This window comes from Streptomyces sp. NPDC051364 (genome assembly GCF_040682115.1).
In the GTDB taxonomy this organism is placed as follows: Bacteria; Actinomycetota; Actinomycetes; order Streptomycetales; family Streptomycetaceae; genus Streptomyces.
Window position 1 is genome coordinate 1 of sequence record NZ_JBFBAH010000054.1, and the last position, 22,969, is coordinate 22,969.

The 22,969-nt window shown below is 70.4% G+C and carries 22 protein-coding genes and 2 pseudogenes; 8 read left to right on the plus strand and 16 right to left on the minus strand.

The genetic code is table 11. From position 1 onward, the window contains the following. Positions 1-336: 336 nt before the first annotated feature. Positions 337-468, minus strand: a complete 132-nt coding sequence (locus tag AB0M76_RS41650; protein ID WP_365958000.1) for a hypothetical protein — start codon at positions 466-468, stop codon at positions 337-339. Between AB0M76_RS41650 and AB0M76_RS41655 the strand changes: the two are divergent. Next, positions 458-573: pseudogene (locus AB0M76_RS41655) on the plus strand (IS5/IS1182 family transposase); the annotation flags it as partial. The gene AB0M76_RS41650 and the pseudogene AB0M76_RS41655 overlap by 11 nt on opposite strands. Before the next feature lie 363 nt (positions 574-936). After that, positions 937-1,374 carry a hypothetical protein gene (locus AB0M76_RS41660; RefSeq protein ID WP_365957978.1) on the plus strand — a complete coding sequence of 146 codons (438 nt, stop codon included), beginning with the start codon at positions 937-939 and terminating at the stop codon, positions 1,372-1,374. 393 nt (positions 1,375-1,767) lie between these two features. Here the strand turns inward: AB0M76_RS41660 and AB0M76_RS41665 are convergent, their stop codons facing one another. Continuing rightward, positions 1,768-2,616, minus strand: coding sequence for a patatin-like phospholipase family protein (locus tag AB0M76_RS41665; RefSeq protein ID WP_365957979.1), 849 nt, complete (start codon positions 2,614-2,616; stop codon positions 1,768-1,770). Between the two features lie 84 nt (positions 2,617-2,700). On the opposite strand from AB0M76_RS41665, the gene AB0M76_RS41670 reads away from it, so the two are divergent. From AB0M76_RS41670 to AB0M76_RS41680, 3 genes are all read left to right on the plus strand, one after another. Continuing rightward, positions 2,701-3,261: a TetR/AcrR family transcriptional regulator gene (locus tag AB0M76_RS41670; RefSeq protein ID WP_365957980.1), complete on the plus strand. Its 561-nt coding sequence runs from the start codon at positions 2,701-2,703 to the stop codon at positions 3,259-3,261. 77 nt (positions 3,262-3,338) lie between these two features. Then, positions 3,339-3,707, plus strand: a complete 369-nt coding sequence (locus tag AB0M76_RS41675) for a glutamate-cysteine ligase family protein (RefSeq protein ID WP_365957999.1) — start codon at positions 3,339-3,341, stop codon at positions 3,705-3,707. Between the two features lie 20 nt (positions 3,708-3,727). Beyond that, on the plus strand, positions 3,728-4,219 hold the full coding sequence (locus tag AB0M76_RS41680; protein WP_365957981.1) for a hypothetical protein: 492 nt from the start codon (positions 3,728-3,730) through the stop codon (positions 4,217-4,219). 50 nt (positions 4,220-4,269) lie between these two features. Here AB0M76_RS41680 and AB0M76_RS41685 read toward each other — a convergent pair whose 3' ends face one another. From AB0M76_RS41685 to AB0M76_RS41715, 7 genes are all read right to left on the minus strand, one after another. After that, entirely contained in the window at positions 4,270-4,458 is a 189-nt protein-coding gene (locus tag AB0M76_RS41685) for a DUF6381 family protein (protein WP_365957982.1), read from the minus strand. A 572-nt stretch (positions 4,459-5,030) separates the two neighbouring features. Further along, complete coding sequence (locus tag AB0M76_RS41690) at positions 5,031-6,401, minus strand: FAD-dependent oxidoreductase (RefSeq protein WP_365957983.1); 1,371 nt, start codon at positions 6,399-6,401, stop codon at positions 5,031-5,033. A gap of 76 nt (positions 6,402-6,477) precedes the next feature. Then, on the minus strand, positions 6,478-6,600 hold the full coding sequence (locus tag AB0M76_RS41695) for a hypothetical protein (protein WP_365957984.1): 123 nt from the start codon (positions 6,598-6,600) through the stop codon (positions 6,478-6,480). A 108-nt stretch (positions 6,601-6,708) separates the two neighbouring features. Beyond that, positions 6,709-7,173, minus strand: a complete 465-nt coding sequence (locus AB0M76_RS41700; RefSeq protein ID WP_365957985.1) for an ATP-binding protein — start codon at positions 7,171-7,173, stop codon at positions 6,709-6,711. 153 nt (positions 7,174-7,326) lie between these two features. Next, positions 7,327-8,280, minus strand: coding sequence for a sensor histidine kinase (locus AB0M76_RS41705; RefSeq protein WP_365957986.1), 954 nt, complete (start codon positions 8,278-8,280; stop codon positions 7,327-7,329). Continuing rightward, positions 8,277-8,729 carry an STAS domain-containing protein gene (locus AB0M76_RS41710; RefSeq protein WP_365957987.1) on the minus strand — a complete coding sequence of 151 codons (453 nt, stop codon included), beginning with the start codon at positions 8,727-8,729 and terminating at the stop codon, positions 8,277-8,279. The genes AB0M76_RS41705 and AB0M76_RS41710 overlap by 4 nt, the downstream gene beginning before the upstream one ends. A gap of 9 nt (positions 8,730-8,738) precedes the next feature. Beyond that, the gene (locus AB0M76_RS41715) at positions 8,739-9,635 is read right to left on the minus strand and encodes a SigB/SigF/SigG family RNA polymerase sigma factor (protein WP_365957988.1); all 897 of its coding nucleotides are present in this window, start codon (positions 9,633-9,635) and stop codon (positions 8,739-8,741) included. A 251-nt stretch (positions 9,636-9,886) separates the two neighbouring features. Here AB0M76_RS41715 and AB0M76_RS41720 point away from each other — a divergent pair, with 251 nt between their 5' ends. Then, a complete protein-coding gene (locus AB0M76_RS41720) occupies positions 9,887-10,234 on the plus strand; it encodes an STAS domain-containing protein (RefSeq protein WP_365957989.1) in 348 nt (115 codons plus the stop codon). A gap of 27 nt (positions 10,235-10,261) precedes the next feature. Here AB0M76_RS41720 and AB0M76_RS41725 read toward each other — a convergent pair whose 3' ends face one another. Beyond that, on the minus strand, positions 10,262-10,633 hold the full coding sequence (locus AB0M76_RS41725; protein WP_365957990.1) for an ATP-binding protein: 372 nt from the start codon (positions 10,631-10,633) through the stop codon (positions 10,262-10,264). 324 nt (positions 10,634-10,957) lie between these two features. Here AB0M76_RS41725 and AB0M76_RS41730 point away from each other — a divergent pair, with 324 nt between their 5' ends. Then, on the plus strand, positions 10,958-14,977 hold the full coding sequence (locus AB0M76_RS41730; RefSeq protein ID WP_365957991.1) for a HAMP domain-containing protein: 4,020 nt from the start codon (positions 10,958-10,960) through the stop codon (positions 14,975-14,977). Then, positions 14,974-17,397 (plus strand): SpoIIE family protein phosphatase, encoded by a 2,424-nt coding sequence (locus tag AB0M76_RS41735; protein ID WP_365957992.1) that lies wholly within the window; start codon positions 14,974-14,976, stop codon positions 17,395-17,397. Before AB0M76_RS41730 ends, AB0M76_RS41735 begins: the two co-directional genes overlap by 4 nt. A 213-nt stretch (positions 17,398-17,610) precedes the next feature. Here AB0M76_RS41735 and AB0M76_RS41740 read toward each other — a convergent pair whose 3' ends face one another. From AB0M76_RS41740 to AB0M76_RS41765, 6 genes and pseudogenes are all read right to left on the minus strand, one after another. After that, positions 17,611-18,438, minus strand: coding sequence for a ribonuclease BN (locus tag AB0M76_RS41740; protein WP_365957993.1), 828 nt, complete (start codon positions 18,436-18,438; stop codon positions 17,611-17,613). Positions 18,439-18,627: 189 nt separating this feature from the next. Continuing rightward, positions 18,628-19,770 (minus strand): glutamate--cysteine ligase, encoded by a 1,143-nt coding sequence (locus AB0M76_RS41745; protein ID WP_365957994.1) that lies wholly within the window; start codon positions 19,768-19,770, stop codon positions 18,628-18,630. Between the two features lie 132 nt (positions 19,771-19,902). Next, positions 19,903-20,121 carry a hypothetical protein gene (locus tag AB0M76_RS41750; RefSeq protein ID WP_365957996.1) on the minus strand — a complete coding sequence of 73 codons (219 nt, stop codon included), beginning with the start codon at positions 20,119-20,121 and terminating at the stop codon, positions 19,903-19,905. Between the two features lie 160 nt (positions 20,122-20,281). Then, positions 20,282-20,455 carry a CsbD family protein gene (locus AB0M76_RS41755; protein WP_365957997.1) on the minus strand — a complete coding sequence of 58 codons (174 nt, stop codon included), beginning with the start codon at positions 20,453-20,455 and terminating at the stop codon, positions 20,282-20,284. A 319-nt stretch (positions 20,456-20,774) separates the two neighbouring features. Then, complete coding sequence (locus AB0M76_RS41760; protein WP_365957998.1) at positions 20,775-21,674, minus strand: NAD-dependent protein deacetylase; 900 nt, start codon at positions 21,672-21,674, stop codon at positions 20,775-20,777. 394 nt (positions 21,675-22,068) lie between these two features. Continuing rightward, positions 22,069-22,466, minus strand: a pseudogene (locus AB0M76_RS41765) (DDE-type integrase/transposase/recombinase); the annotation flags it as partial. Between the last annotated feature and the right edge of the window lie 503 nt (positions 22,467-22,969).

The following is a 22,969-nucleotide window of genomic DNA, read 5'->3' on the forward strand; positions in this document are numbered from 1 at the left end:
AGCTATCTCGCCGGCCTGCACCTTCGCGCCTCCATGATCTGGATCAAGGACCTCACACGAACCGCCCCTTGATCACAACCAGATACACGCCCTAGAGCTGAGGGCTGGGCCGGGAGCCCTGGGTGCGCAGGGGGATGATGCGGGCTTCCGTGCGGAGGGCGTCGTTTTCAAGGGTGAGTCGGCGGATGGCTTCTACGTACACATGCAGGGTCCGGCGCAGGTCGGCGTTCTCCTGACGCAGGCGCCTCAGGTTGCTCTGGGCCCGCTCGTCGGTAGCCGGGGAGGCATCCTTCTGCTGTCAGACGGGCGTCGCGCGGGGTGGGAAGCAGCTGCTGATCAGGTCTTGGTGGTGGCGGTACAGGCGACCCCGAGGCGCTGCTCGACCGCGGTGGTGGCACGGCGTCCGGCGGACGCCGCTTTGGCCAGGACGGCGTCCGTCGCGGCGGGACGCTCGGCCCTCGACTCCACCCACGTGCGGGCTAAGAAAGGGGGGGGCGAACTCACAGGTCCGTGGACCGCGGCAAACCGGGTTCCAAAATGCACGTCCTGTCGGACGCGGCAGGACTGCCCCTCCACTGCACGCCGCCGTTTCCGGTCTCTTCAGGGCCCCCCACCCTGGGTCGCCCCGTGATCATCGTGGCGGGACGGGTGCGGCTCACTCTCGACTCCCCGGACCTTCCTGTACGCGCAGGCGAAGGCCGAGGCCGGACGCCGCACGGCTCGGACGGCTTGCGTCGGCATGGCGGCAGCTTTTACCAAGATCGGTTCTGGATGTCCAGCCACGTATTCGAGTGGCGTGACACATTTCCTCCGGCAGGGTCTATTTAGAATACGTCCTCACCGGGGAATTCTCGGAGAATGTGAGGCCAAAAGATTACCCCAGACCTGTTCTGCGAGATGATTTAAAAGCCTCTTAATTCCGAATGGAGAATTCCCATGCACAAGCTGTTCTCGACCCGTCGTATCGTTCTGGCCGGAGCTTCCCTGGCGCTGGTAGGCGGCGGCATCGCGCTGCCGGCGACCGCGGTGGCCGCGTCGGCCGCCATCCCGCAGCAGGCCCTCACCCTCGCACCCAGCGACAGTGCCGACGGTATCGGTACCGGCGGCGACTCCAACGCCGAGAACACCACGGTCGCGGGTACCGCCACCGGTGCCACCGCCAACTCCGTAGCCATCGGCTGCACGGGCGCGTGCGAGAAGATCCCCACCGGTAACGCCACCGGCGGCAACGCCAGTGCCGACGCCATCAACACCGGCGATGCCACGTCCGTGGGCGGTGAAGGCGCCAGCACGGGCGGCACTCTGAACAAGGTCAACAAGCAGGTGATCAAGAACCAGTTCAAGGCGAACCTGACGGCGAAGCTCGGCAACTGAGGGCCGACAGCGCCACAGCCCCCGGGCGTAGGTCCTGGGCGGCGACTCCTCGCGGCATCGAGACGTACCACGCCCTCCCGGCAAGAGGGTTAAGACCGTGTCCTATGTAGTGATGCGGAGAAGCCGCTTGTAGCAGCAGAGGACGGCGAGAGACCGAGGAAGGCCAGGTAGTTACGGGGGGCTTTCAAAGGCGGCCCCTGAGTGCACTCAGCCGGCCGTCGCGGCTGGACCGGCAACCGCGAACATCCTCCACGGTCTTGGTAATCATGGAGTTGCGACGCTCTGTGATCACCGTGGAGACCTGTGCCTGAACTTCCATCATGGTTGACCGAAACACTCTGGGGTCAATTCGGCACGGAGCTGCCCGAGCGGTCAGCCCGACCTGATCGGCGGTCAGCCCGCCTCGAGCGTTGGCCTCCACGTGGGGCGGAGCCGAGTACCGAGGTCGTCGGCCTGGCGAAGGCCCGCCTGGTAGGCCGGTTCCCAGGCTGCCAGGTCGCCCGGGTTCGAGCCGAACGCGCGCACCGAGGCCGGATCGGGGCCGATGGTCACCACGGTGTCTGCACCCAGGGCTGCCAACTGCTGGTTGAGTGGCTCGCGGGGAAACAGGTGCGCCATCGGCTCGACCACGATCAGCGTACGGGCTCCAGTCGCGAGGTCGGCGTTGGTGCCCGACCGCAGGGCACCGTCCATGTACCGCCGGCCGTCGACGGCAACGGGCGGCGCGGCCCCGGGGAAGGCGCTGCTCGCCGCCACCGCGTGCACCAACGGCACGCCGCTGTCGCGGTCCCACGCCACGGGCTCACCAGTGGTTGCGTCCACGGCGGTGATCATCAGTCGTCGCTCCGGCCACGCGTCGGCGCCGATCAAGGCGGCGCGCCCCGCGATCAGTGCCTCCTCGGCCCCGGGGTCGGTGCTTTCGAGCGCGAGTCGGCCGACGCGACGCCTGGCCTCGCCGGGTTCCAGGCTCCGGTTGCCGAGCACGGCGAATACCTCGCCCATCCGCGCGGGGTCCGCGTTGAGCCGGTGAGTGGCCGGACGCTCCGCACTCGCGAGCCGCCCCGGGTCCTGCCCAGTGGCAAGCAGTGCTCCGACGATCGCGCCAGCCGACGTGCCGACGATCAGGTCGGCCTCGCCCAGATCCACGCCGTCGCGGCGCAACCCGTAGGCCAGCCCGGCCATCCAGGCCGTGCCGACGTGACTCCCAGGGCCCAGGACGAGTGCCCGGTCGAAGGTGTGCATGGTGGTCTCCCTCGTTATTGAAACAGTCGTACCATATACTCGCTACTACTGTTCCGGTTCCGAGTTGCTGCAAGGAGATCCACCGTGGGGCGACCCGCAGATCCCGGCCGGCGCGAGCGCACGCTGGCACGCGCGACCGACTACGTGCTGGCGCACGGCCTGGCCGGGCTGAGCCTGCGACCACTGGCCGCAGCCCTCGACACCAGCCCGCGGATGCTGCTCTACGACTTCGGCAGCAAACAGGAGTTGGTCGCTGCGGTCCTCGCCGAGGCCCGTCGCCGAGGTGCGGTGCGCCTGGGTAGCCACCTTCCGGCGGACACGGACTCCGTACAGGAGCGACTACGCGGCATCTGGGCGTGGATCAGCGCGGACGAACGTGCGCCGTTCGTCCGACTGTTCTTCGAGGTGCACGCCGACGGCCTGGTCCACCCGGAGACCTACCCCGACCAGGGCAAGGCGATCACGGACTGGTTCGACACTCTCGGTGCCACATTCCGCGACGTCTCCACCGGTCCTGACGACACCGTCACACCCACGTTGGTCATGGCCGTCGTCCGGGGTCTGCTGTTCGATCTCACAGCCACCGGCGACCGCCGCCGCTCCGATCTTGCGCTGGACCGCTTCGCTGAACTCCTAGAGCAGTGAACGCACGAGAGGCGTAGGGGCACGGCCAGGTGGACCGCCGGGGACTGAGGTCCGAACTTGCCCTGCTGCGCAAGGTGATGGGCGAGGTGGCAGCCGACGAGGGATGCCTCCTGATGGCCACCGGTACTCCCGTGATCCCACCGGGGCGTCCTCCGACCGTGACCCCGGGTGAGCGCTACGGGCGGATGGCCGCCCGGTGGCCTTCCTTGGTCGGTTCGTACGACGGGATGGTGTGTGGCTGCCACATCCACGTCGGGGTGACCGGGCGCGGTCAAGCCCTCGCGCTGGCCAACCACATGCGTCCCTGGCTCCCGACACTTCAGGCCCTCGCCGCCAATTCGCCCTTCTCCCTCGGGCGAGACAGCGCGTGGGCGAGCCGGAGGTACGTGGAGCACGCGCGCTGGCCCGGCGTGGGGCCCGCGCCCCTCCTGGACGAAGTCGGCTAGAGCGCCTCGCAGACCACCTGGTGAAGACGGGAACCCTGCTGGACCGCCGGATGATCTACTGGTACGCGCGCCCCTCCGAGCACGTACCGACGCTGGAGATCCGGGTCTTCGACGTGAACGCCGACCTCGACGTGGTGCTGCTGCTCACCGCCCTGGTGCGGGGTCTGGCCACCGCGCTGCTGCTCGAGATCGGGGACGGGCGGCCGCCGCCCGACCCGCCCGCCGGGCGCCTGCACGCTGCCCATCGGCTCGCCGCCCGGTACGGGCTGGGAGGCGAAGGCCTCGATCCTCTGGGCGGCGGGCAGGTGCCGGCCTCGACCCTGGTGGAGCGGCTCCTGGCCCGAGCCGCGCCCGGGCTGGCGGCAGCGGGAGACCTCGAGCTCACGGAGGAGCTGTTCCACCGGGTGCGGAGCTCCGGGTGCGGGGCCGCCCGTCAGCGCGCCGCGTATCTGCGGCGGGGGCGCCTGGGTGATGTGGTGAGTGATCTGGCCCGCACCACAGCCGCCGGCTGACGCGGCGGGTACGTCGATCCGGACAGGAACAGACCACCCATGGGTCCGCTCTACATGGGGTCCATGGTCCCGCTGCCCCTGCCGTGTTCCTGCTCGCTCTTCTCCCGGATGCGCATGGCCTTGTCCTTCAGCCGCTGCCGCTCTGCCGGATCGGTGGCGTGCTGTGCCGCCTGCTCCAGTTCCTGAGCCTTGTCGCGCATCTCCTGGGCTCGCCTGCTCGGCTGGCTTTGGTCGCTCATGTTCGATCCTCGGGTCGGGGTGCTGGTCCCCCCAGACGAACAGCGGCGCGGCAGAGGCGCCACCGAGGATGCGGGAACGTTTCACCCTTCCCGAGGGCCGCCCCCGAACGCCAGCTGGGCGCCCATCCCCTCGGGCGCCGGCGCGACCAGTTGGGCCAATGGTGGGACGATGGCACGACGAGACCCGTCAGCAGGAGAGCTCGAGCGCCCACCGTTCCTTCGCCCCGGACGAGCACGCACCTGCCAAGGGGCCCGGACCGGCGGTATCCAAGCAAGAGGCGGGCAAGCCCCACGGCAAGCAACCCGGTGAAGAGCAGGGGCAAACGCGGGGAGGAGCAGAGCAGGGGCTCCGGGGAGAAGGGCATGCATGACCTCGGCCCACCGGGGCCGGTCCCAGCCTCCCAGCGGAACGAACGACGCTTCCGCCTCGAGGGGCGTGGACCGACCCCCAGGGACCCGCCCGGCGAGCGCAGCGGCGGGTAGCGCCGGTACCTGCTCCGGACGGGGAAGCGCCACCCCCACCGGCTGCAGGTCGGCGAAATCGCCCCGGTGGTCGAACGGCGAGACCCGCCCTACGGAAGGCGTCCCGCACGCAGGGAGGCCGTGTGCGCGCGGACCTGTTCGGGCGTCAGGTACGCGTCGGTGTGCTCGAACTCCCGCAGAGTCGCAGGCCTCCAGGCCTGGAATCCCGTCCGTACGAAGTCGTCGCCCGCAAGCGCGTTGAGAACCCAGTTCGTCAGCACCCTCGTCCGGGCCACGTTGGTGCGCAGAGCCGCCCAGTGGTACCCCCGCGCCACCGCCTGCGCGGGCAGGCCGCGCAGCTCGATGCCGAGTGGTCTGGAGACGGCGTCGCGTCCCCCCAGGTCCACCACGAGCCCCAGATCCTTGTGTCGGTAGGGCCGGAGCGGCCGGCGGCGCAAGGCCGCAATGAGGTTGTCGGCGGCCGTGCGCCCCTGCCGCTGGGCGTGCTGGGCGGTGGGCGGGCAGACTGCCCCGTCCCCGCCCGCTGCGAGGTCGGGCACCGCGGCCGCGTCGCCGAGCGCGAGGACTCCCGGAAGGGCGGGCACGGTCAGGTCGGGGGCGACCACGAGCCGCCCGCGATCGGTTTCGACGTCCAGTGTGGCGATGAGCGGGCTGGCGGTGACCCCGGCGGTCCAGATCAGAGTACGGCTGCGTAGGACGCGGCCGTCGGTGAGCGTCACCTCGTCCGGCCCGGCTTTGGCCACGGACACGCCGAGTGACACCTCGATGCCCCGCCGGCCCAGCACGTCCAGGGCCGATGTGCCCAGCCTCTCACCGAGTTCGGGCATCAGCGCCGGCGCCTTGTCTACGAGGTGCCAGCGGATCTGCCGCGGGTCCAGGCGCGGGTAGCGCCGGACCGCGTGGTGGGTGAGCCGCTGCAGGCAGGCCGCCGTCTCGGTACCGGCGTAGCCGCCGCCCACGACGACGAAGCAGAGCCGTGATGCGCGCTCCGCCTCGTCCTCGCAGGCGTCGGCGAGATCGAGTTGGGCGATGACGTGGTCGCGCAGATGGGCGGCCTCGGCGAGGGTCTTCATCCCGCGGGCGTGTTCGGTGAGCCCGGGGATGTCGAAGGAGCGGGTGACGCTGCCCGGGGCCAGGACCAGGTGGTCGTAGCCGTGGGAGGTCAGCTCGCCCGAGATCTTCCGTACGACGCACACCTTCGCCCGGGTGTCCACGCCTACGGCGCCACCGGGAACGATGCGCGTACGGCGGCGACGGCTGCGCCGCAGGGACACGGCGATCGACTGCGGGGTCAGGACCCCGGCCGCCACCTGGGGCAGCAGCGGCAGATAGAGCTGGAAGGACGACGGGGCGATGAGGGTGATCTCCGCCTCGGTGGGGGTGAGCCGCCGTTCGAGGCGGCGCACGCACTCCACACCGGCGAATCCGGCGCCCACCACGAGAACTCGCGGACGTGCCATCGATGTCATGGTGTCTTTCCCTCCCGGGCCTGTTGAGTCCACTGATTCCTGCGCGTCTGCCCCGAAGCGGGGATTCCTATCGGTGCCGGGCCAGGGTGTGGACGAGCACGAGGAGGGCGAACGCGATGACGGTCAGGTGGAGCCAGGCGGGGCCGGGCGTCGGGGCCAGGGCCAGGGAGCTGAACGGATGGAAGGTCATACCGCGCGCCTGCCCCCGTCTGCCGCAGTCACGCTCCCGTACGGGGACGCAGGCGCAGGGCGGCCGGTCCGTGCGACCGCGGTGAGGCGCAGCACGGACCCGGCCGGGTCACCGGCGCGTGGACCTGCCCGAGGTCAGCCGGGATGCCTCGATCTCCGCCCAGACGGCCTTGCCGTTCTCATGGGTGACGGTGCCCCACCGATCGGAGAGACGCTCCACTATGTACAGGCCGTGGCCGCCCGGGAGGCCACGCTGCGGGGACGGGTGGCGGCGGGGCAGCGTCGTCGTGCCGTCGAAGACCTCGATCCGCAGGACCGCACCGGCCGTGAGTGCGAGCTCGACGCAACCACCCGCGTGCAGCGACGCATTGGTCAGCAGCTCGGACACGAGGAGCAGGGCGTCCTCGGCGGTCGCGTTCCCGGCCCAGCCCCAGTCCTTCAAGGCCTGGCGCGTGAAGTCGCGGCCCTTGGCCACGTGGCCGCGGACGCCGGACAGGGCGAGCCGACGGCGCTGCCCCGCAACGGAAGTCCCGGTGCGCAGGGGATCGCCGGTTTCCGGTCCGATGGTTTCCACTGTGGACTCTCACCCCCGCCTGACGCTGGTCTCTTTTCGCGGGAACCGTTGCGGTCCCGCCGGACTCTTCATGGTCGGTGTCCTGGGCCTTCCGTACCCCCCCGGAACCCGGGACACCGAGCGTGTCCGTGCCAGTCTAGGGGAGCTCCGGTCTCAGGAGGTTGACATGTGCAGTCTCAGAGTGAGACCGCTGTCGGTGGCGCGGATCTCGACCAGGTCGCACAGCTGATGGATCATCCACAGGCCGCGGCCGCCGTCGGCCGACGCCAGGGAGGGGCGGCGGCGCCCGGCCAGCGGGTCGGCAAGGTGGCCGCTGTCCCGGATCTCGGCCACGATCCCGGGACCGGAGGCGGTGCTCCACAGCCGGAGCGAGCCCTTCCCGCCCCCGTGGGAGAGGGAGTTGGCGGCGGCCTCGCTGACCGCGAGGATCAGATCGCCGCGCCGCGCCGCGCTCAGGGCCGTGCCGCGGGCCCAGGCCTCGGCGTGGTCGCGCACCTTGCCCAGCTCCCCGTGGGCGTATTCGAGCGGGGGTGCAACGCCGTCGGGTTCGGGCAGGGGGCGGTCGCAGTCGGCGCAGACCGACGGGGCGTCGGCGTAGTCCGGGCTGAGCAGGTCCTTGCCCTTCTCGATCAATGTGGGATGTGTGCGCCGCGCATCGGACACCACCGAGGCCGGCAGGCCGAGGACGTCGTACGGGCACAGGATGGTGGCCCGCCGCCCGGCGAAGGCGGTGTTGATCAGTGCCTCGTGGCGCGTGGCCTCGAGCACCTCGGCCTGCGAGCGGCCGGGCCAGATCGGCTCGCCCACGATCCGGGCCGGCCGGTCCACGTGCCGGTCGGCGAAATCCTGCAAGGCGGCCAGGATGCGGCCGGGATTGCGGCCCAACTGCGTCATGTCCGTCCAGGTGACCCCGGTCGTGCCCGCGTCGAGGCTCGCGCGCAGAGCGTCCAGCTGCGGACGGGGCACGGCCACGAGCACCGGCTCGTCGGCCGTGAGGGCGGCACGTACGAACCCTCCCACTCCTGCCAGGTATTCCCCCTGACCCTGGTAGAAGAGGGCGGGGTGGACGAAGGCCCCGGGGGCGGCGGGCGCAGGAAGGTTGATCATGCTGCGACCTCCAGCGCGGCACATTCGTCCGGGAACATATCCACTACCTTGCGGAGCGAGTATGGCGGGTGGTGGAGCAGCAGACGACGCCCCTGTCCGGAAACGGTGGCGGCGGCCTGCAACAGGGCGGCGACCGCTGCCGTGTCGAGGAAGGTCACGGCGGAGAGGTCGAGGTGGACGACCGGGCCGGGGATCCGGGTGACGACGCCGAGCGCGGCGCAGAGGATCGGCCGGGTGTCGAGGTCGCAGCTTCCGCTGAGGAGGGCACCGGGACGGTCGCGCAACGGCTGGGCGGTCAGCATCGGCGCCGTACCTGTACCCGTATCCGTACCCGGGCTCGTCCCTGCGGTCGCACACCGCACGACCGCGTCCGCCCACACCTCGTCGTCGTAGAGCGCAGGGGCACCGCCGGGCGGGAGGGACCGGTCGTGTCGGCCGGGGGATGGCATGCCGGCTGCCTACGCCGAGAGCATTCCGGCACGCAGCCGGGTCAGGGTCCGGGACAGCAGACGCGAGACCTGCATCTGCGTGATGCCGAGTTCGGCGCCGATCTCCGCCTGGGTCTTCTCCTGGCCGAAGCGCATCTGCAGGATCAGCCGGTCGCGGTCGTCCAGCTGCTCCAGCAGGGGTGCGAGGGTGTGGAACTCCTCGAAGAGTTCCATGGCGGGGTCAAGGTCACCGAGCTGGTCCGCCAGCGGCCGAGTCGTCCGGCTCGTCGTCGACGGCTCGTCGCCTTCGGCGAAGGTGGTGTCCAGGGAGCCGCTCGTGTAGCCGTTCGCGGCGACCAGCCCGTCGATGACCTGTTCCTCGGTGAGTTCGAGGTGCTGGGCGACCTCCTTGACCGTCGGGGCCCGGCCCAGGACGTCGGTCAGCGCCTCCTGGGCTTTGGCGAGCTCGGTACGCAGTTCCTGGAGTCGGCGGGGGACGTGCACGGCCCAGGTGGTGTCGCGGAAGTACCGCTTGATCTCACCGGTGATGTAGGGGAGGGCGAGGGTGGAGAACTCGACCCCGCGCTCCGGGTCGTAGCGGTCGATGGCCTTGATGAGGCCGATGGTTCCCACCTGGATGATGTCGTCCATGTCCAGACTGCCGCCCATCGCGCGGGCGCGGAAACGCCGCGCGGCGAACTGCACGAGGGAGAGGTTCATCTCGATCAGAGTGTTGCGGGCGTACTGGTATTCGCGCGTGCCCTCCTCCAGGGAGCGAAGCCTCCCGAAGAAGATCTTCGAAAGTTCGCGTGCGTCGGCGGGCGCCATCTCACGGGCGTTCTCCACCTGGAACAGTTCCACGTCCTGCGTTGGGGCTCCCACGGTGCCGGTCGGAGCAGGCGTGAGCTGCGCGTCTGTTGCAGGCATGGGGCTTACGGCGGTGGCCGAGCGAGACATGGTGGCCGTTCCCTCCCGATTGACTGACGGCTGCTGGGCGCTCTTTCCCGGACTTCGCGGTCCTACACGGACCTTGCCCCATTCTTTTGCGTCCGCCACCAGCCGGGGAGGCGGTCTCGGCCACCGGGTGCGTGCGCCGCGGTCCTGGTTCCCTCGTCCGGTCCGTGAGCAGGCATACTCCCTTGCGGAGGCCTTAGAGGTGACGATCCGGGGAGGCGGACATGACCGGAGCACGGGACGCGTACCACGAAGGCGTGGTCGGGGACAGCTACCCGGCCGGGGCCGGGTGGGTGATGGCCGCGCACGGGGAGCTCGACCAGGACACGCTGGCCCCGCTCGAGGAGGCGCTCGTCTCTGCAGTGGATCAGCACCGGCTGGTGGTGCTGGACGCGGGCTCCATCACCTTCGGCGACTCGTCGTTCCTGAACCTGCTGCTGCGGCTGCACCATCTCACCACCCTGCGGATCGCCGCCCCCTGCGAGCAGCTGCGCCGTTTGTTCGCCCTGACCGGTGCCGATACCGTCCTTTCCCTGTATCCGACCGTTGAGGACGCCCTCGGCGAGTCATGACCGGCGCGGCTCGGCCCGGGCGGTCGGTCAGCCGGCGTGGGGGCCGGGCCCGCCGCGGGGCCGGAAGCACGCCGTGATCGCCTTGCCGCCGTGGCATGAGTGGACGTTCCAGGAGTCGGCCAGTGTGGTGACGATACCCAGCCCTCGACCGGACGTGGCGCCGGAACCGGCGTCCGCCGCCCGCGGGGTGGGCAGGTGAGGGTCGGAGTCGGCGACGCTCACATGCAGGCACGTGCCGTCCCAGGTCAGCACGAGGTGAGCGGTGCCGGCCGCGTGCAGGTGGGCGTTCGTGACGAGCTCGGAGACGCTGAGGAGCACGGAATGCACCGTGTCCGCAGCCCAGTTGTTCCACGGCAGCGACGCCAGGTGCACGGCGGTCCACTGCCGTGCTGCCGGCACCCCCCTCGAAATCGGGAACGAGCGTGCCCAGCCCACTGCCTTGACCGCCAATGCCCTCACCCCACTTCGTCCGATGTGTCGTTTGTCACCGATTCGTCTACCCGCCGCTTTCGCAAACACCCCGCGGCTTGCGCACCACTCGGCGGAAGCGATGCTTCAGAGTGATCGCTGTGCCTTATGGTCCCTTCGGTGGCGTTAGCCTTCATCGGCCGGCCGTGCGGCGAAAAGCGGAACCCCCGGCCGGGCCAGGGAATCCGGTGCGCTCTCGTGCCGCGTTCCTGTCCCGTGCGCCGGTGCGGTCGTTGTCTAGAGTGAGGTTGACGGATGGCTGAGCGGACGGGCACGGAGCCACTGAGCAGGCCGCCGGAGCCTCAGCGCGTGGGCGGGATCGGAGAATCGGAACTGCGCCTGCTGCTGGCGGGCCTGACAGCCGTGCGGGACGGGGATTTCCGTACCCGGCTGCCGGATACGGCTGACGGGTTGCTGGGGGAGATCGCCACCGTCTTCAACGGGATGGCCGACCAGCTGTCGCTGTTCACCTCCGAGGTGACGCGGGTGGCCCGTGAGGTAGGCACCGAGGGGACACTGGGCGGCCAGGCCGACGTACCGGGAGTCGGGGGCGCCTGGCTGGACCTCACAGATTCGGTCAATTTCATGGCCGGAAACCTCACGGCCCAGGTGCGTTCCATCGCGCAGGTCGCGACCGCCGTGGCCAAGGGCGACCTCTCGCAGAAGATCACCGTCACTGCGCGGGGGGAGATCCTGGAGCTGAAGGAGACCATCAACACAATGGTCGACCAGCTCTCAGGGTTCGCCGGGGAGGTCACCCGGGTGGCCCGCGAGGTCGGCACCGAGGGCAGGCTCGGCGGTCAGGCGGACGTCAAGGGCGTCTCCGGTACGTGGAAGGACCTGACGGAATCGGTCAACGTCATGGCCGACAACCTGACCGCCCAGGTGCGCTCGATCGCCGAGGTCACCACCGCCGTGGCCCAGGGCGATCTGACGCAGAAGATCCGGGTGGACGCGCGTGGGGAGATCCTCGAGCTGAAGGAGACCATCAACACGATGGTCGACCAGCTGTCCGCGTTCGCCGACGAGGTCACACGGGTGGCCCGCGAGGTGGGGACCGAGGGCAACCTGGGCGGCCAGGCCACCGTACGGGGGGTCTCCGGCACCTGGAAGGACCTCACCGACAACGTCAACGTCATGGCCTCCAACTTGACCGGGCAGGTGCGTTCCATCGCCCAGGTGGCCACCGCCGTCGCCCGCGGGGACCTCTCGCAGAAGATCACGGTGGAGGCGAAGGGCGAGGTCGCCGCGCTGGCCGGCGTCATCAACACGATGGTCGACACGTTGTCCGCGTTCGCCGACGAGGTGACGCGGGTGGCCCGCGAGGTCGGCACCGAGGGCCGACTCGGCGGCCAGGCACAGGTGCCCAATGTTGCGGGCACCTGGAAGGACCTCACCGACAACGTCAACTCCATGGCGAACAACCTCACGGGCCAGGTCCGCAACATCGCCCTCGTCACGACGGCCGTCGCCAACGGCGATCTGTCCAAGAAGATCGACGTGGACGCCCGCGGGGAGATCCTGGAGCTGAAGACCACCATCAACACGATGGTCGACCAGCTCTCCTCCTTCGCCGCCGAGGTCACCCGGGTCGCCCGTGAGGTCGGCAGCGAGGGCCGGCTCGGCGGCCAGGCCGAGGTCGAGGGCGTCTCCGGCACCTGGAAGCGCCTGACGGAGAACGTCAACGAGCTGGCCGGCAACCTGACCCGCCAGGTTCGGGCCATCGCCGAGGTCGCCAGCGCGGTCGCCGAGGGCGACCTGACCCGCTCGATCACGGTCGATGCCTCGGGCGAGGTCGCCGAACTCAAGGACAACATCAACTCCATGGTCGGTTCGCTGCGGGAGAGCACCCGGGCCAACCAGGAGCAGGACTGGCTCAAGTCCAACCTGGCCCGCATCTCGGGCCTGATGCAGGGCCACCGGGATCTCGCAGCTGTCGCCGAACTCGTCATGGACGAACTGACGCCGCTCGTTGCCGCCCAGTACGGCGCCTTCTACCTCGCCGAGGACCGCCCCGGCGGCACCGTGCTCACCCTCGTCGGTTCCTACGGCCGTCCCGCGGATGCCGAGGTGGGCACCCGGTTCACCCTCGGCGAGTCCCTCGTCGGGCAGGCAGCCCGCAGCCACCGGATCATCGCCACCGACCAGGTCCCCGGCGACTACGTCATCTCCTCCGGGCTGGGCCACACCAACCCACGCAGCCTGATCATCCTGCCGATCGTGGTGGACGACCAGGTCCTGGGGGTGATCGAACTCGCCTCCTTCAGCGCCTTCACCCCCGTACACCGCGACTTCCTCGCCCAGTTGATGGAGACCATCGGCGCCAACGTCAACACGATCGTCGCCAACGCCAGGACCGACGAGCTCCTCGGCGAGTCCCAGCGGCTGACCGGCGAACTCCAGGCGCGTTCCGAGGAACTCCAGGTCCAGCAGGAGGAACTCCAACGCTCCAACGCGGAGCTGGAGGAGAAGGCCGCCCTCCTCGCCAGCCAGAACAGCGACATCGAAGCCAAGAACCTGGAGATCGAGCAGGCCCGGCAGGAACTGGAGACCCGTGCACAACAGTTGTCACTGGCTTCCACCTACAAGTCCGAGTTCCTGGCCAACATGAGCCACGAGCTGCGCACCCCGCTCAACAGCCTTCTCATCCTCGCCCAGTTGCTCGCACAGAACCCGTCGCGCAACCTCACCCCCAAGCAGGTCGAGTACGCGGGCATCATCCACTCGGCCGGCTCGGACCTGCTCCAGCTGATCAACGACATCCTCGACCTGTCGAAGGTCGAGGCCGGAAAGATGGACATCAATCCCGAGCGGGTGGACCTGCCTCAGCTGCTCGACTACGTCGATGCCACCTTCCGGCCGATGACCATGCAAAAAAGCCTGGACTTCACCGTCACCACCGCCCCGGGTGCCCCCGACGACCTACTCACCGACGACTCGCGGCTGCGCCAGATCCTGCGCAACCTGCTGTCCAACGCCGTCAAGTTCACCGAGCGCGGCGGCGTCGAGCTCCGTATCGAACCGGCGACGGCCCCCGAAATCCCCGCCGGGCTACCCCGACGCGGGCCCATGTTGGCCTTCCGAGTACGGGACACGGGCATCGGCATCCCCGAGCAGCAGTTGGAGTCCGTCTTCGGGGCCTTCCAGCAGGCCGACGGCACCACCAGCCGCAAGTACGGCGGGACCGGCCTCGGGCTCTCCATCAGCCGGGAGATCGCCCAGCTCCTCGGCGGGGCCGTGGTCGCGGAAAGCTCACCCGGCCAGGGCAGCACCTTCACCCTCTACCTGCCGGTCAGCCGCGCGGACTACGAGGACGCCCCCCGTACCGACGCTCCTTTGCCGTTCCCGCCCGGCGGCACCTCCGGGGCGGCCGGTCCGGGCCGTCCGGGCACGCCGGTGCTCCCGGAGCAGCGGCGGGCCCGCCGCCTGCTGGTGATCGAGGAACGGCCGAACGGCCTGCTCTCCCTCGTCGCCGAGAGCGCCGCCCGGGACTTCGCCCCCCGCCATGAGGTGACGGGGGAGCGCGGCGGGATCCAGGTGGTCAATGCCACGAGCTCGCGCGAGGCCGCCGCTGCCCTGGCATCCGACCCCTTCCACTGCGTCGTCCTGGAACTGGACATGCCCGACGGCGAAGCGCTGCACTTCCTCGACGCGCTCGACGGGGACCCGGCCCTCTCCTCGCTGCCCGTCCTCGCCCACAACAACCTCCGGGTCAGAACAGGTCAGGAGGAGGCCCTGCGGGAGCGGTCCGCATCACGCCACGTGGAACTGCTGTCCAGTCTGGACGAGCTGCGGGAACGTATCGCGCTCCACCTGTCCGCCGAGCAGCCGGGCGACGTGCTGCCCCCCGTACACGGCGTCACGGAGCGGCAGCAGGCCTCCCACGTGCTCGACGGCGACCTGGCCGGACGCACCGTCCTGGTCGTCGACGACGACGCACGCAACCTCTTCGCCCTCAGCGGGATCCTGGAACTGCACGGCATGCACGTGCTCCACGCCGAGGACGGCCGCAAGGGCATCGACGCCCTCACCCACAACACGGGTGTCGACCTCATCCTGATGGACGTGATGATGCCCGAACTCGACGGCTACGCCGCCACCGCCGAGATCCGGCGGATGCCGGTGTACGAGGGCCTGCCCATCATCGCGGTCACCGCCAAGGCGATGCCGGGGGACCGGGAGAAGAGCCTCGCCGCGGGGGCCAGCGACTACGTGACCAAGCCGGTGGATGCCGACGACCTCATCGCCCGCGTCCGGCACTGGCTCACGCGATGACCGGGGACACGCAGCGGCACGATGATGCGCGCCCGCAGCGAACGCCGGTCGGTGACCCGGCCGCACGCGCCATCCCGCACCAGGCCCCGACCCCGTTGGGGCGCCTCGTCGCCACGGTCGAACGGCTGCGCCGGGAGGTGCTGGAGGCGCAGGCGGCCGCCGACGGCCGAGCCTTGGTCGAACTGGCCAAGGGCATTCTGATCGGGCAACTGCACGGCACCCCGGCCGCGGCGGCACGGCAGCTCGACGTGCTGTGCCGCGACAGCGGGATGTCCCCCCTCGAACTCGCCGCCGACATCGTCAACCAGGCGTCCCGTGACCACGTCAGCGAGATCGCCGCCGAGTTCGTCGAGCGCGCCGGTGCGGCCGGCGACCCGGCCGAGCAGCACTCCGCGGTGTCGGTCCGGCTGCGCACCGCCGAAAGCGGCATGCTGGCCGCCGCCGCCGACACCCAGGCAGTGGCCGAGTCCCTCCTGACGAACGCCCTGGGCCCGCTGGGGGCGGTTGCCGTCGCGGTGTGGACCGCGGTGCCCGACGGCTCGCTGACCCTCGCCGGACACGCCGGATTCCGCCCCGGGGAGGCCGCCCGCTGGCGCCACGTACCCCCGGGGGTCTCCACCGTCGCCCGCCTGGCGCTGCGGGAGCGCCGACTGGTCACGCTCGCCAGCCTCAAACGCGAAGGGCTGCCCTCGATCGGCCACCTCCAGTGGTCCGACGGCGGACGGATGGCCGTACCCACGGGGACGGGCGGCCGGATCCACGGCGTCCTCGAAATCTGCTGGCCGCAGCCCCTGGCGCCACAGCCACCGCAGATCGAGCGCCAAGTCGAGGCCCTCGCCGAGCTGTGTGCCCGCACCATGGACGCCTCGCCCCCGCGCGACCCCTCGACCACCGAGGCGGTGCTCCCGGATGTCGCAGAGCTCATCGACCTCGCCGAGGGACTCCAGGATCCCGCCGTGGTGCTCACCCCAGTCCTCGATCCCGAGGGCCGGCTCAGCGACTTCCGGATCCGGCACGCCGGCAGTCGGTTCGTCGACCCGGTCGGACGGCCGCGCGGTGACGTCAACGGTGCGCTGCTGCTGGAGGCCTATCCGACGGCTGCCGGCGAGAGCGGGCTGTTCGACATCATCGAGCGCGTGCACGCGACGGGCGAGCCCTTCAGAGCTGAACGCATGAGCCTGACCGCGCTCGTCGACCAGATCCCGCTCACCTCGGTCGCGGACATCAGCGTCAGCCGTCACGGGGCCGCCGTCCTGCTGATCTGGCGGATCGAGGACGAGACGGCCCGGCTGGCCAACCTCCTCCAGCACGCCCAGCGCCTGGGCCGGATCGGCGGTTTCGAGGAGAACCTCGCCACCGGAGAGACCACGTGGAACGCGCAGCTCTACGCGCTGCACGGACTCCCGGCCACCGCGCCCCCGGTACGGCTGCAGGAACTGCCCGGCTACGCCCATCCGGACGACTCCGCCGCCCTCGGCCGCTTCCTGCGGGCGGTGCTCCGCCACCGCCGTCCCGCCTCGGTCAATCTCCGCCTCCAGCGGCCCGACGGAATCACCCGCCACATCCGGGTCGTTGCCGAGCCCGTCCTCGACGCGGACCAGCAGCTGTACGCCGTGCGCGGCGCCTACCAGGACATCTCCGCCCAGCACTGGACCGAGGTCGCGCTGGCCGCGACCAGGGACCAGCTCGCCCACACCGAGGCCGAGTCCGCCGAGCGCAACCGGCTGGCCCTCCAGCTCCAGCACGCCATCATGCCCCCCACCCCACCGGCCATCGAGGCCCCGGGTCTGCGGGTCGCCGTCCGCTACCGGCCGGCGGAGACCGAGTCGCTCGTCGGTGGTGACTGGTACGACACTGTGGTGCTGCCCTCCGGGCTGATCATGCTGTCCGTGGGTGACGTCGCCGGTCACGGCATCGAGGCGGCCACCGGCATGGTCGTGCTGCGCAACGCCCTGCGCGGCCTGGCCGTGACGGGTGCGGGCCCCGCCCAGCTCCTGTCCTGGCTGAACACGGTCACCCATCACCTGGCCAAGCACGTGACGGCCACCGCTGTCTGCGGCCTCTTCGACCCGAACACCAGGGTGATGCGCTGGGCGCGCGCGGGTCACCTGCCGCCCGTACTCGTCCGCGGGGGCGAGGCCGACGCCTTCCCCCTGATCGAGGGCCTGCTCCTCGGAGCCCTGCCCGACGTCACGTACGTCGAGCGGGAGGTGCAGCTCGAACCGGGTGACACCCTGCTGATGTTCACGGACGGGCTGGTGGAACGGCGGGACTCCTCGGTGCAGGACTCGCTCCGCCATCTCGTGAACGCGGCGGGCGCCGGAGCCGGGGATCTGGACGGGCAGCTGGACCGCCTCCTCGCCGAGAGCCGGTCCGACACGGACGACGACACGTGTCTGATCGGCATCCAGGTCGGCTGACACCCCACCGTGGCACGGCGTCGTCCGCCGGCGAGCCGCTGACCAGGACGCCGGCCATGGCGATCAGCCGATCGCCGAGCCCCGGCCCGCCCGGGGCCCAGGGCCCGTCCCGGCCGCGCATGGCCTTGTCCTCAGCCGATGCCGCTCTGCCGGATCCGGGGCGTGCGTGCTGCGCCGCCTGCCTCCCCGGGCGGTCCGGTCGACCAGGGCGCCTCAGCGGCCGCCGTGAGCGGCGTTCGCGCGGCGCAGCAGCTCGTCGTGGAGCAATCGGCCGGTGAGCGCGCCGCCGAACACGACGACGCCGATGCCGACGAGCCAGGACTGGATGACAAGGACGGTACCGAAGGGCCCGTACGTGACGGCGCTGGAGGCGATCAGCGGCGAGAAGACGAGCCGGGAGAAGATCCGGAGCCCGAGCAGCCCGATCATGGTGGCTGCCGCCCCTGGGAACAGGGCGGTCCACGGGATCCGGCCGGCGAGCAGCAGCCGCTGCGACCACCAGAAGAACAGCGTGCCGATCCCGAACGTCACGTAGCCGCGGGCCGGGGAGTCGCGCCACGGCGGGGAGAACGCCGACAGGTAGAGGAAGCCGATGAGTACGGCGAGCCACAGCACGTGCCGCCACCTGGCCCACCAGCGGACCGGGGGTAGGTCCCAGATCCGTTCGTAGCCGCTCTGCAGCATCGTGCCGAACGACAGGCCGAACACGGCGAGCAGGGCCAGGCCGAACGCCGTCGTGGTCCGCCACGCCTGGCCGGGCAGGGCGAAGAGCCGCTCGATCTCCACCCGGGCGGTCGCCGACACGCCGAGCCCGTCACCGAGCCATTGGGCGAACCCCCGCCCGCTGGCGGGGTCCGCCGCGGATACGACGATCAGCAGCGGTACCAGCGTCAGGAACCCGAGCGCGGCGAACCCCAGCGCGCGGTGCCACAGGTCCACTTCCCGCACGCGCCCCCAGCGGCGCCCGGCCCGGGCACGGCGGATCGCGCTGCGTATCCGCCCGAAGGGCGACATCCGTCCGGGCCGCTCAGTTTCGGGCATCGCGACAAGGCGCACTCAGGCACCCCCGTACGACCCGCAGGTCTTTCGTTGACGGGCGTGGCGAGGGAAACGCGGGGTCCGAGAGTGACGTGACGAGCATGGCCGCTCCAGCTGCTGCTCTTCCCAAGGTAGGACTTGCCGGGCGGGGACTCCACCGTTGTGGCCGTGGGCCGTGGCCTCGTCGCGTTCTCACCGGCGCTGGAGGGAGCAGGTGAGGGAGCCGCCGGTCGTGATGCGCGCGCAGTGGGTGACCACGGCGGCGAGGCTTCTCTGCGTGCGCAAGAGCTCGTGCTGGATGCGCGCCCCGTTGCCCCGTTCCAGCAGACCGGCGATCCCTGCCTGAACCAGTTCGTCGTCTCCGTGCTCGACCAGAGCTTCCCGGACATGGGCATGCAGCACCCGCACGGCTTCCGCCGCCGGTGTCTCCTTCATGGTTTCGGGATGGAGAAGGGGTCCGTCCAGACCTGACCGGCCGGCCCGCCATGCCGCCAACCTGAGCAGGTTCGTGCCGATGCGGGCGGGCGGCTCCCCGTCGCGCCAGGCCCGGGCAGCGGTCTCGACGAGGGCGCGGACCAGGGCGGCGAGGAGCACGGGCGTCGATGCTTCGAGGCATACGTCCGCCACTCTGACCTCCACGGTGGGATAGGAGGCCGACAGCCGGGCGTCGAAGTAGATCATTCCCTCGTCCTGCAGCACGCCGGTGTCGAGCATGGCGCGGACCTGCTCGCGGTAGCGGTGGGCGGACCCGAAGACGTCCACGGGGCCGGCCGAGGGCAGGCGGTTCCACACCCGGCTGCGGTAGCTCGCGTACTTGCTGTCCTCTCCCTGCCAGAAAGGGGAGTTCGCGCTCATCGCGGTCAGCACGGGAAGCCAGGGACGGATCCTGTCCAGCACCGCGACGCCTTCCTCATCCGACTCGACCGATACGTGGACGTGGCAGCCGCAGGTCAGCTGTTCCTGCGCGGTCAGGCCGAGCTGCCGGCCCAGCCACTCGTACCGCGTCCCCGCATTCAACGAGGGCCGGGCGGGCAGGGGCGAGGTGGCCAGGGCCGCCACGAGCGCGCCGGCGGATACGGCGTGCCGGCGGGCCTCGTCGCGGCAGCGGGAGATCTCATCCTGGAGTTCACCCATGTCTGTCACCGGCTTGGTGGCGAACTCCACCTGCTCCTTTTGCAGTTCTTTCTCGAAGGAGTGGCCTGGCGCGCCACCACCCTGTGGTTGCTGCCCGACTGACCGGTCTGCTGCCGCCAGTACGGCACCGGACACGGCCAGGGGCTCACCACTGCGGGCGTCCACCAGCAACAGCTCTTCTTCCACACCCACGCTTCGCATACTGCCGCCGCCCATCGTTCCCACGTTCAGGTGTCCCCGCGCCTGCCCGCGACGCCGCGCAGGTGTGCGGAACAGGTGAGGCCCGACCGGGTTGGCTAGCCTCCCTGGTCAGGCCCTGCGTCCGGATGCCTGCTACTCGTCGTGCAGGTCTTCCTCACGCAGAAAACCCTCTTCGCGGTGACGTGTGGAGTCCTCGCCCTCACGACGCTTGCCGCGGGCGGGCTTGGCGGGCTGGCCCGGCTGCCGGTGGTGAGCCGGCTCCCGGCCGGTGGCGCGCTTGCGCTGCGTTCCCGTCTCCTCGGGCCCCTTGCCCGATCGACCGGGCTGCTCTTCGTCCCGCCTACCGCCCATGACGTTGGCTCCTCGTACTCGGAAGGCGTGCCGACCCACCTCACACGCACCGTGACGTTCGGCATCATCTCGTGGCAGACAGTGGCGAACGGGCCGGCGTTCGTGCGCCGTGGCCCCGCGCCGGCCGTGCGTCCGTGACTACGACGACACCGTTGGCGGGTCAGCCCTTGAAGACGTCCTTGATCTTCTCCTTGGCCTGGCGAGTATCGCCCTTGGCCTTCTCGGCGCGCCCTTCAGCGGTCAGGGGTTCGTTGCCCACCGCACGGCCGGCCGTCTCCTTGAGCTTGCCCTTGGCCTGCTCGGCCTTGGCCCGGCTCTTCTGGTTCTTCGACACAGCCGATCACTCCTGACGGATGGGGACAAACGTCGTACGTGTTGCTTCTGACCGCGATTCCGGCTGCCAAACAAGCTGGACGTCCAGGGCGTGCGGAGACCGACGGTGAGTGGTCGTTCGGACACGTAGGAGCCGGCCCTGGTGCACACGCCGTCCGGCCACCGGCCCGTCCGGGCCCGGTCCCCTGGGGCAACATGCCCGCGTTTTCTGTGATCGACGGTTCGGCCCGGCGGGCGTCCGCAGCCCGCCCCGCCTGGGGTCCCCTGGCCTCAGCCCGCTCCCGCTCGTGCTCCCGCGGAGACTTCAGTTCCTGCCCGACTCAGCCGGCCGCCTGGCCGTCGACGGGGATGTCCAGGCGGTCGGCCAAGGTGGTGAGGGTCCTTCCCAGGGGGAGCATGACGCGTGTGACGGCGTGCTGGTCGCCGCGGGTCGGGTCCCGGTTGACGATCAACACGGGCTTCCCGGCCTGGGCTGCCTGGCGGACGAACCGGAGCCCGGACATCACTGTCAGTGAGGAGCCCAGGACCAGCAGCGAGGTCGCCTCACCAACCAGTTCGCGACAGCGCTCGACCCGCCCCGGCGGAACGGCTTCGCCGAAGAACACCACGTCCGGTTTGAGGATGCCGCCACACTCCGAGCAGGGCACCACGCAGAAGTCCCCGATCTGTTCGTCGGTGAGGTCGGCGTCACCGTCCGGGTTCAGTCCGGCGGCCACAGGCTCGAAGCCCGCATTGGCCTCCTCGAGCCGCTGGGCGAGTTCACGGCGGGAGCTGAAGGTGCCACAGGAAAGGCAGACGACCCGGTCCAGGCTTCCATGGAGGTCCACCACCCCCTCGCTGCCGGCGGCCTGATGCAGGCCGTCGACGTTCTGGGTGATCACACCCGAGAGCAGACCGTGCCGCCCGAACGCCGCCACAGCCCGGTGCCCGGCGTTGGGCCGGGCGCGGCCGAACGTGCGCCAGCCCAGGTGACTGCGCGCCCAGTAGCGGCGCCGGGCCTGAGTACCGGCGGTGAATTCCTGGTACGTCATCGGGGTGTGCCGACTCAGGCTCCCGCCCTCACCCCGGTAGTCGGGGATGCCCGACTCCGTGGATATGCCCGCCCCGCTGAGCACGAGCACACCGCCGGTCCTCAGTGCATCGGCGACCGGCTTGGGATCGGCGGTGCCAGGACGTAGGCCCTCGGTCGGGGTCCAGCTCAGAGTGGGGCGCATGCGCATGCCGCCAGCCTACGGAACGACTGTGTGCGTCGGTCCCCGTGGTGCGCGCGCCCAGTTCCGCAGGCCGGTTCCCGGTGATCGTGAATGTGAGGGGCGGGCCGTTGACTGTCTTCCACGGCCCGTGGCGTTCCGGCAGGTCCCGCCAGGCTGCCCCGGTGGACAGCTTCCAGGATCTCGTTGAGGAATGATCACTGTCCTTCGCCACCGCCACTGTCAGGTAGAGCGTCGCATCGCAAGCCAGACCACTCCGTGGACCGTTGCGGTCGTCACTGCGGCGAGGCCCAAGCCGTGCAGCACCGCCTCGCGCGCATCGCCGTTCGTCAACGGCATGCCTGCCGATCGCATGCGGTGGGCCGCCCACAACGCGTACGGAATCAGCACCGTCGGGGCCGTCGCCACTGAGCGTCTCGCGTTTCATGGTCGCGTTCAGGCTCTCCGCGGTGGCGTTGTCCGCGCTCGTGCCCACTGCGCTGCGTGATCTGGTGACGCCGAGCTCCTCGCGGACCTGGGCGAACTCTTTCGACCCGTACTGCGTCCCGTTGTCGCTGTGAAAATCGCCCCGCACAGTCCGCCGGCGCCCCGGGCGGCGGCCGCGGCTTTCAGGGCGTCGGTGACCAGCAAGGTGCGCATGTGGTCGGCGATCGACCAGCCCGCCAGGCGTTTCGAGCACAGATCCAACACCGTGGCCAGACAAAGGAACTGGCCGCCACACATCGGGAGACAGGTGATGTCGCCCACGTACTTGGTGTTCGGCGCGTTCGCGGTGAAGTCGCGCCGCAGCAGGTCCGGCACTCACCGGTGTGGGCGGCCGCCTGGACGGCGGCCGCCCACCCAGTGGCGGTCTGCGGGCTGCGGTCTGCCGGTGGGTGCCAGGGTGGTGGGGTGGTGCTCACAAGGTGCTCGAGGGTGAGGGGGCTCGCATCAAGTGGAGCATGCGTTCGAATTGGTGAGCGAGGTGCCGCGGCGGCGCCCGTCCAGCGCGGCGCCGACCTTTCGCCGGCACGGGACGTAAGCAGGCAGACAGACTCGTGCCCTTGCATGGGGGAGTCGCGGCAGGGCATGCGGACGCCGGAGAGGTTGTGCGCCTCTCCGGCGTCCGCGTCCGCTGTGTCGGGCGGCTTTCCCGGGGAGTTTGCCCGGGGAGCTATGGGGTTGTCCGTCCTCACTTGCCGAGCTTCGCCTTGAGTTCGTCCTTGAGCCGGTCCTTGATGGTCTGCTTGTTCACCTGGCCGCCGGTGCCGGTGCCGTCTCCGCCCACAGCGGTCGCATCGCCGGTGTTGACGGCGTCGGCGCTG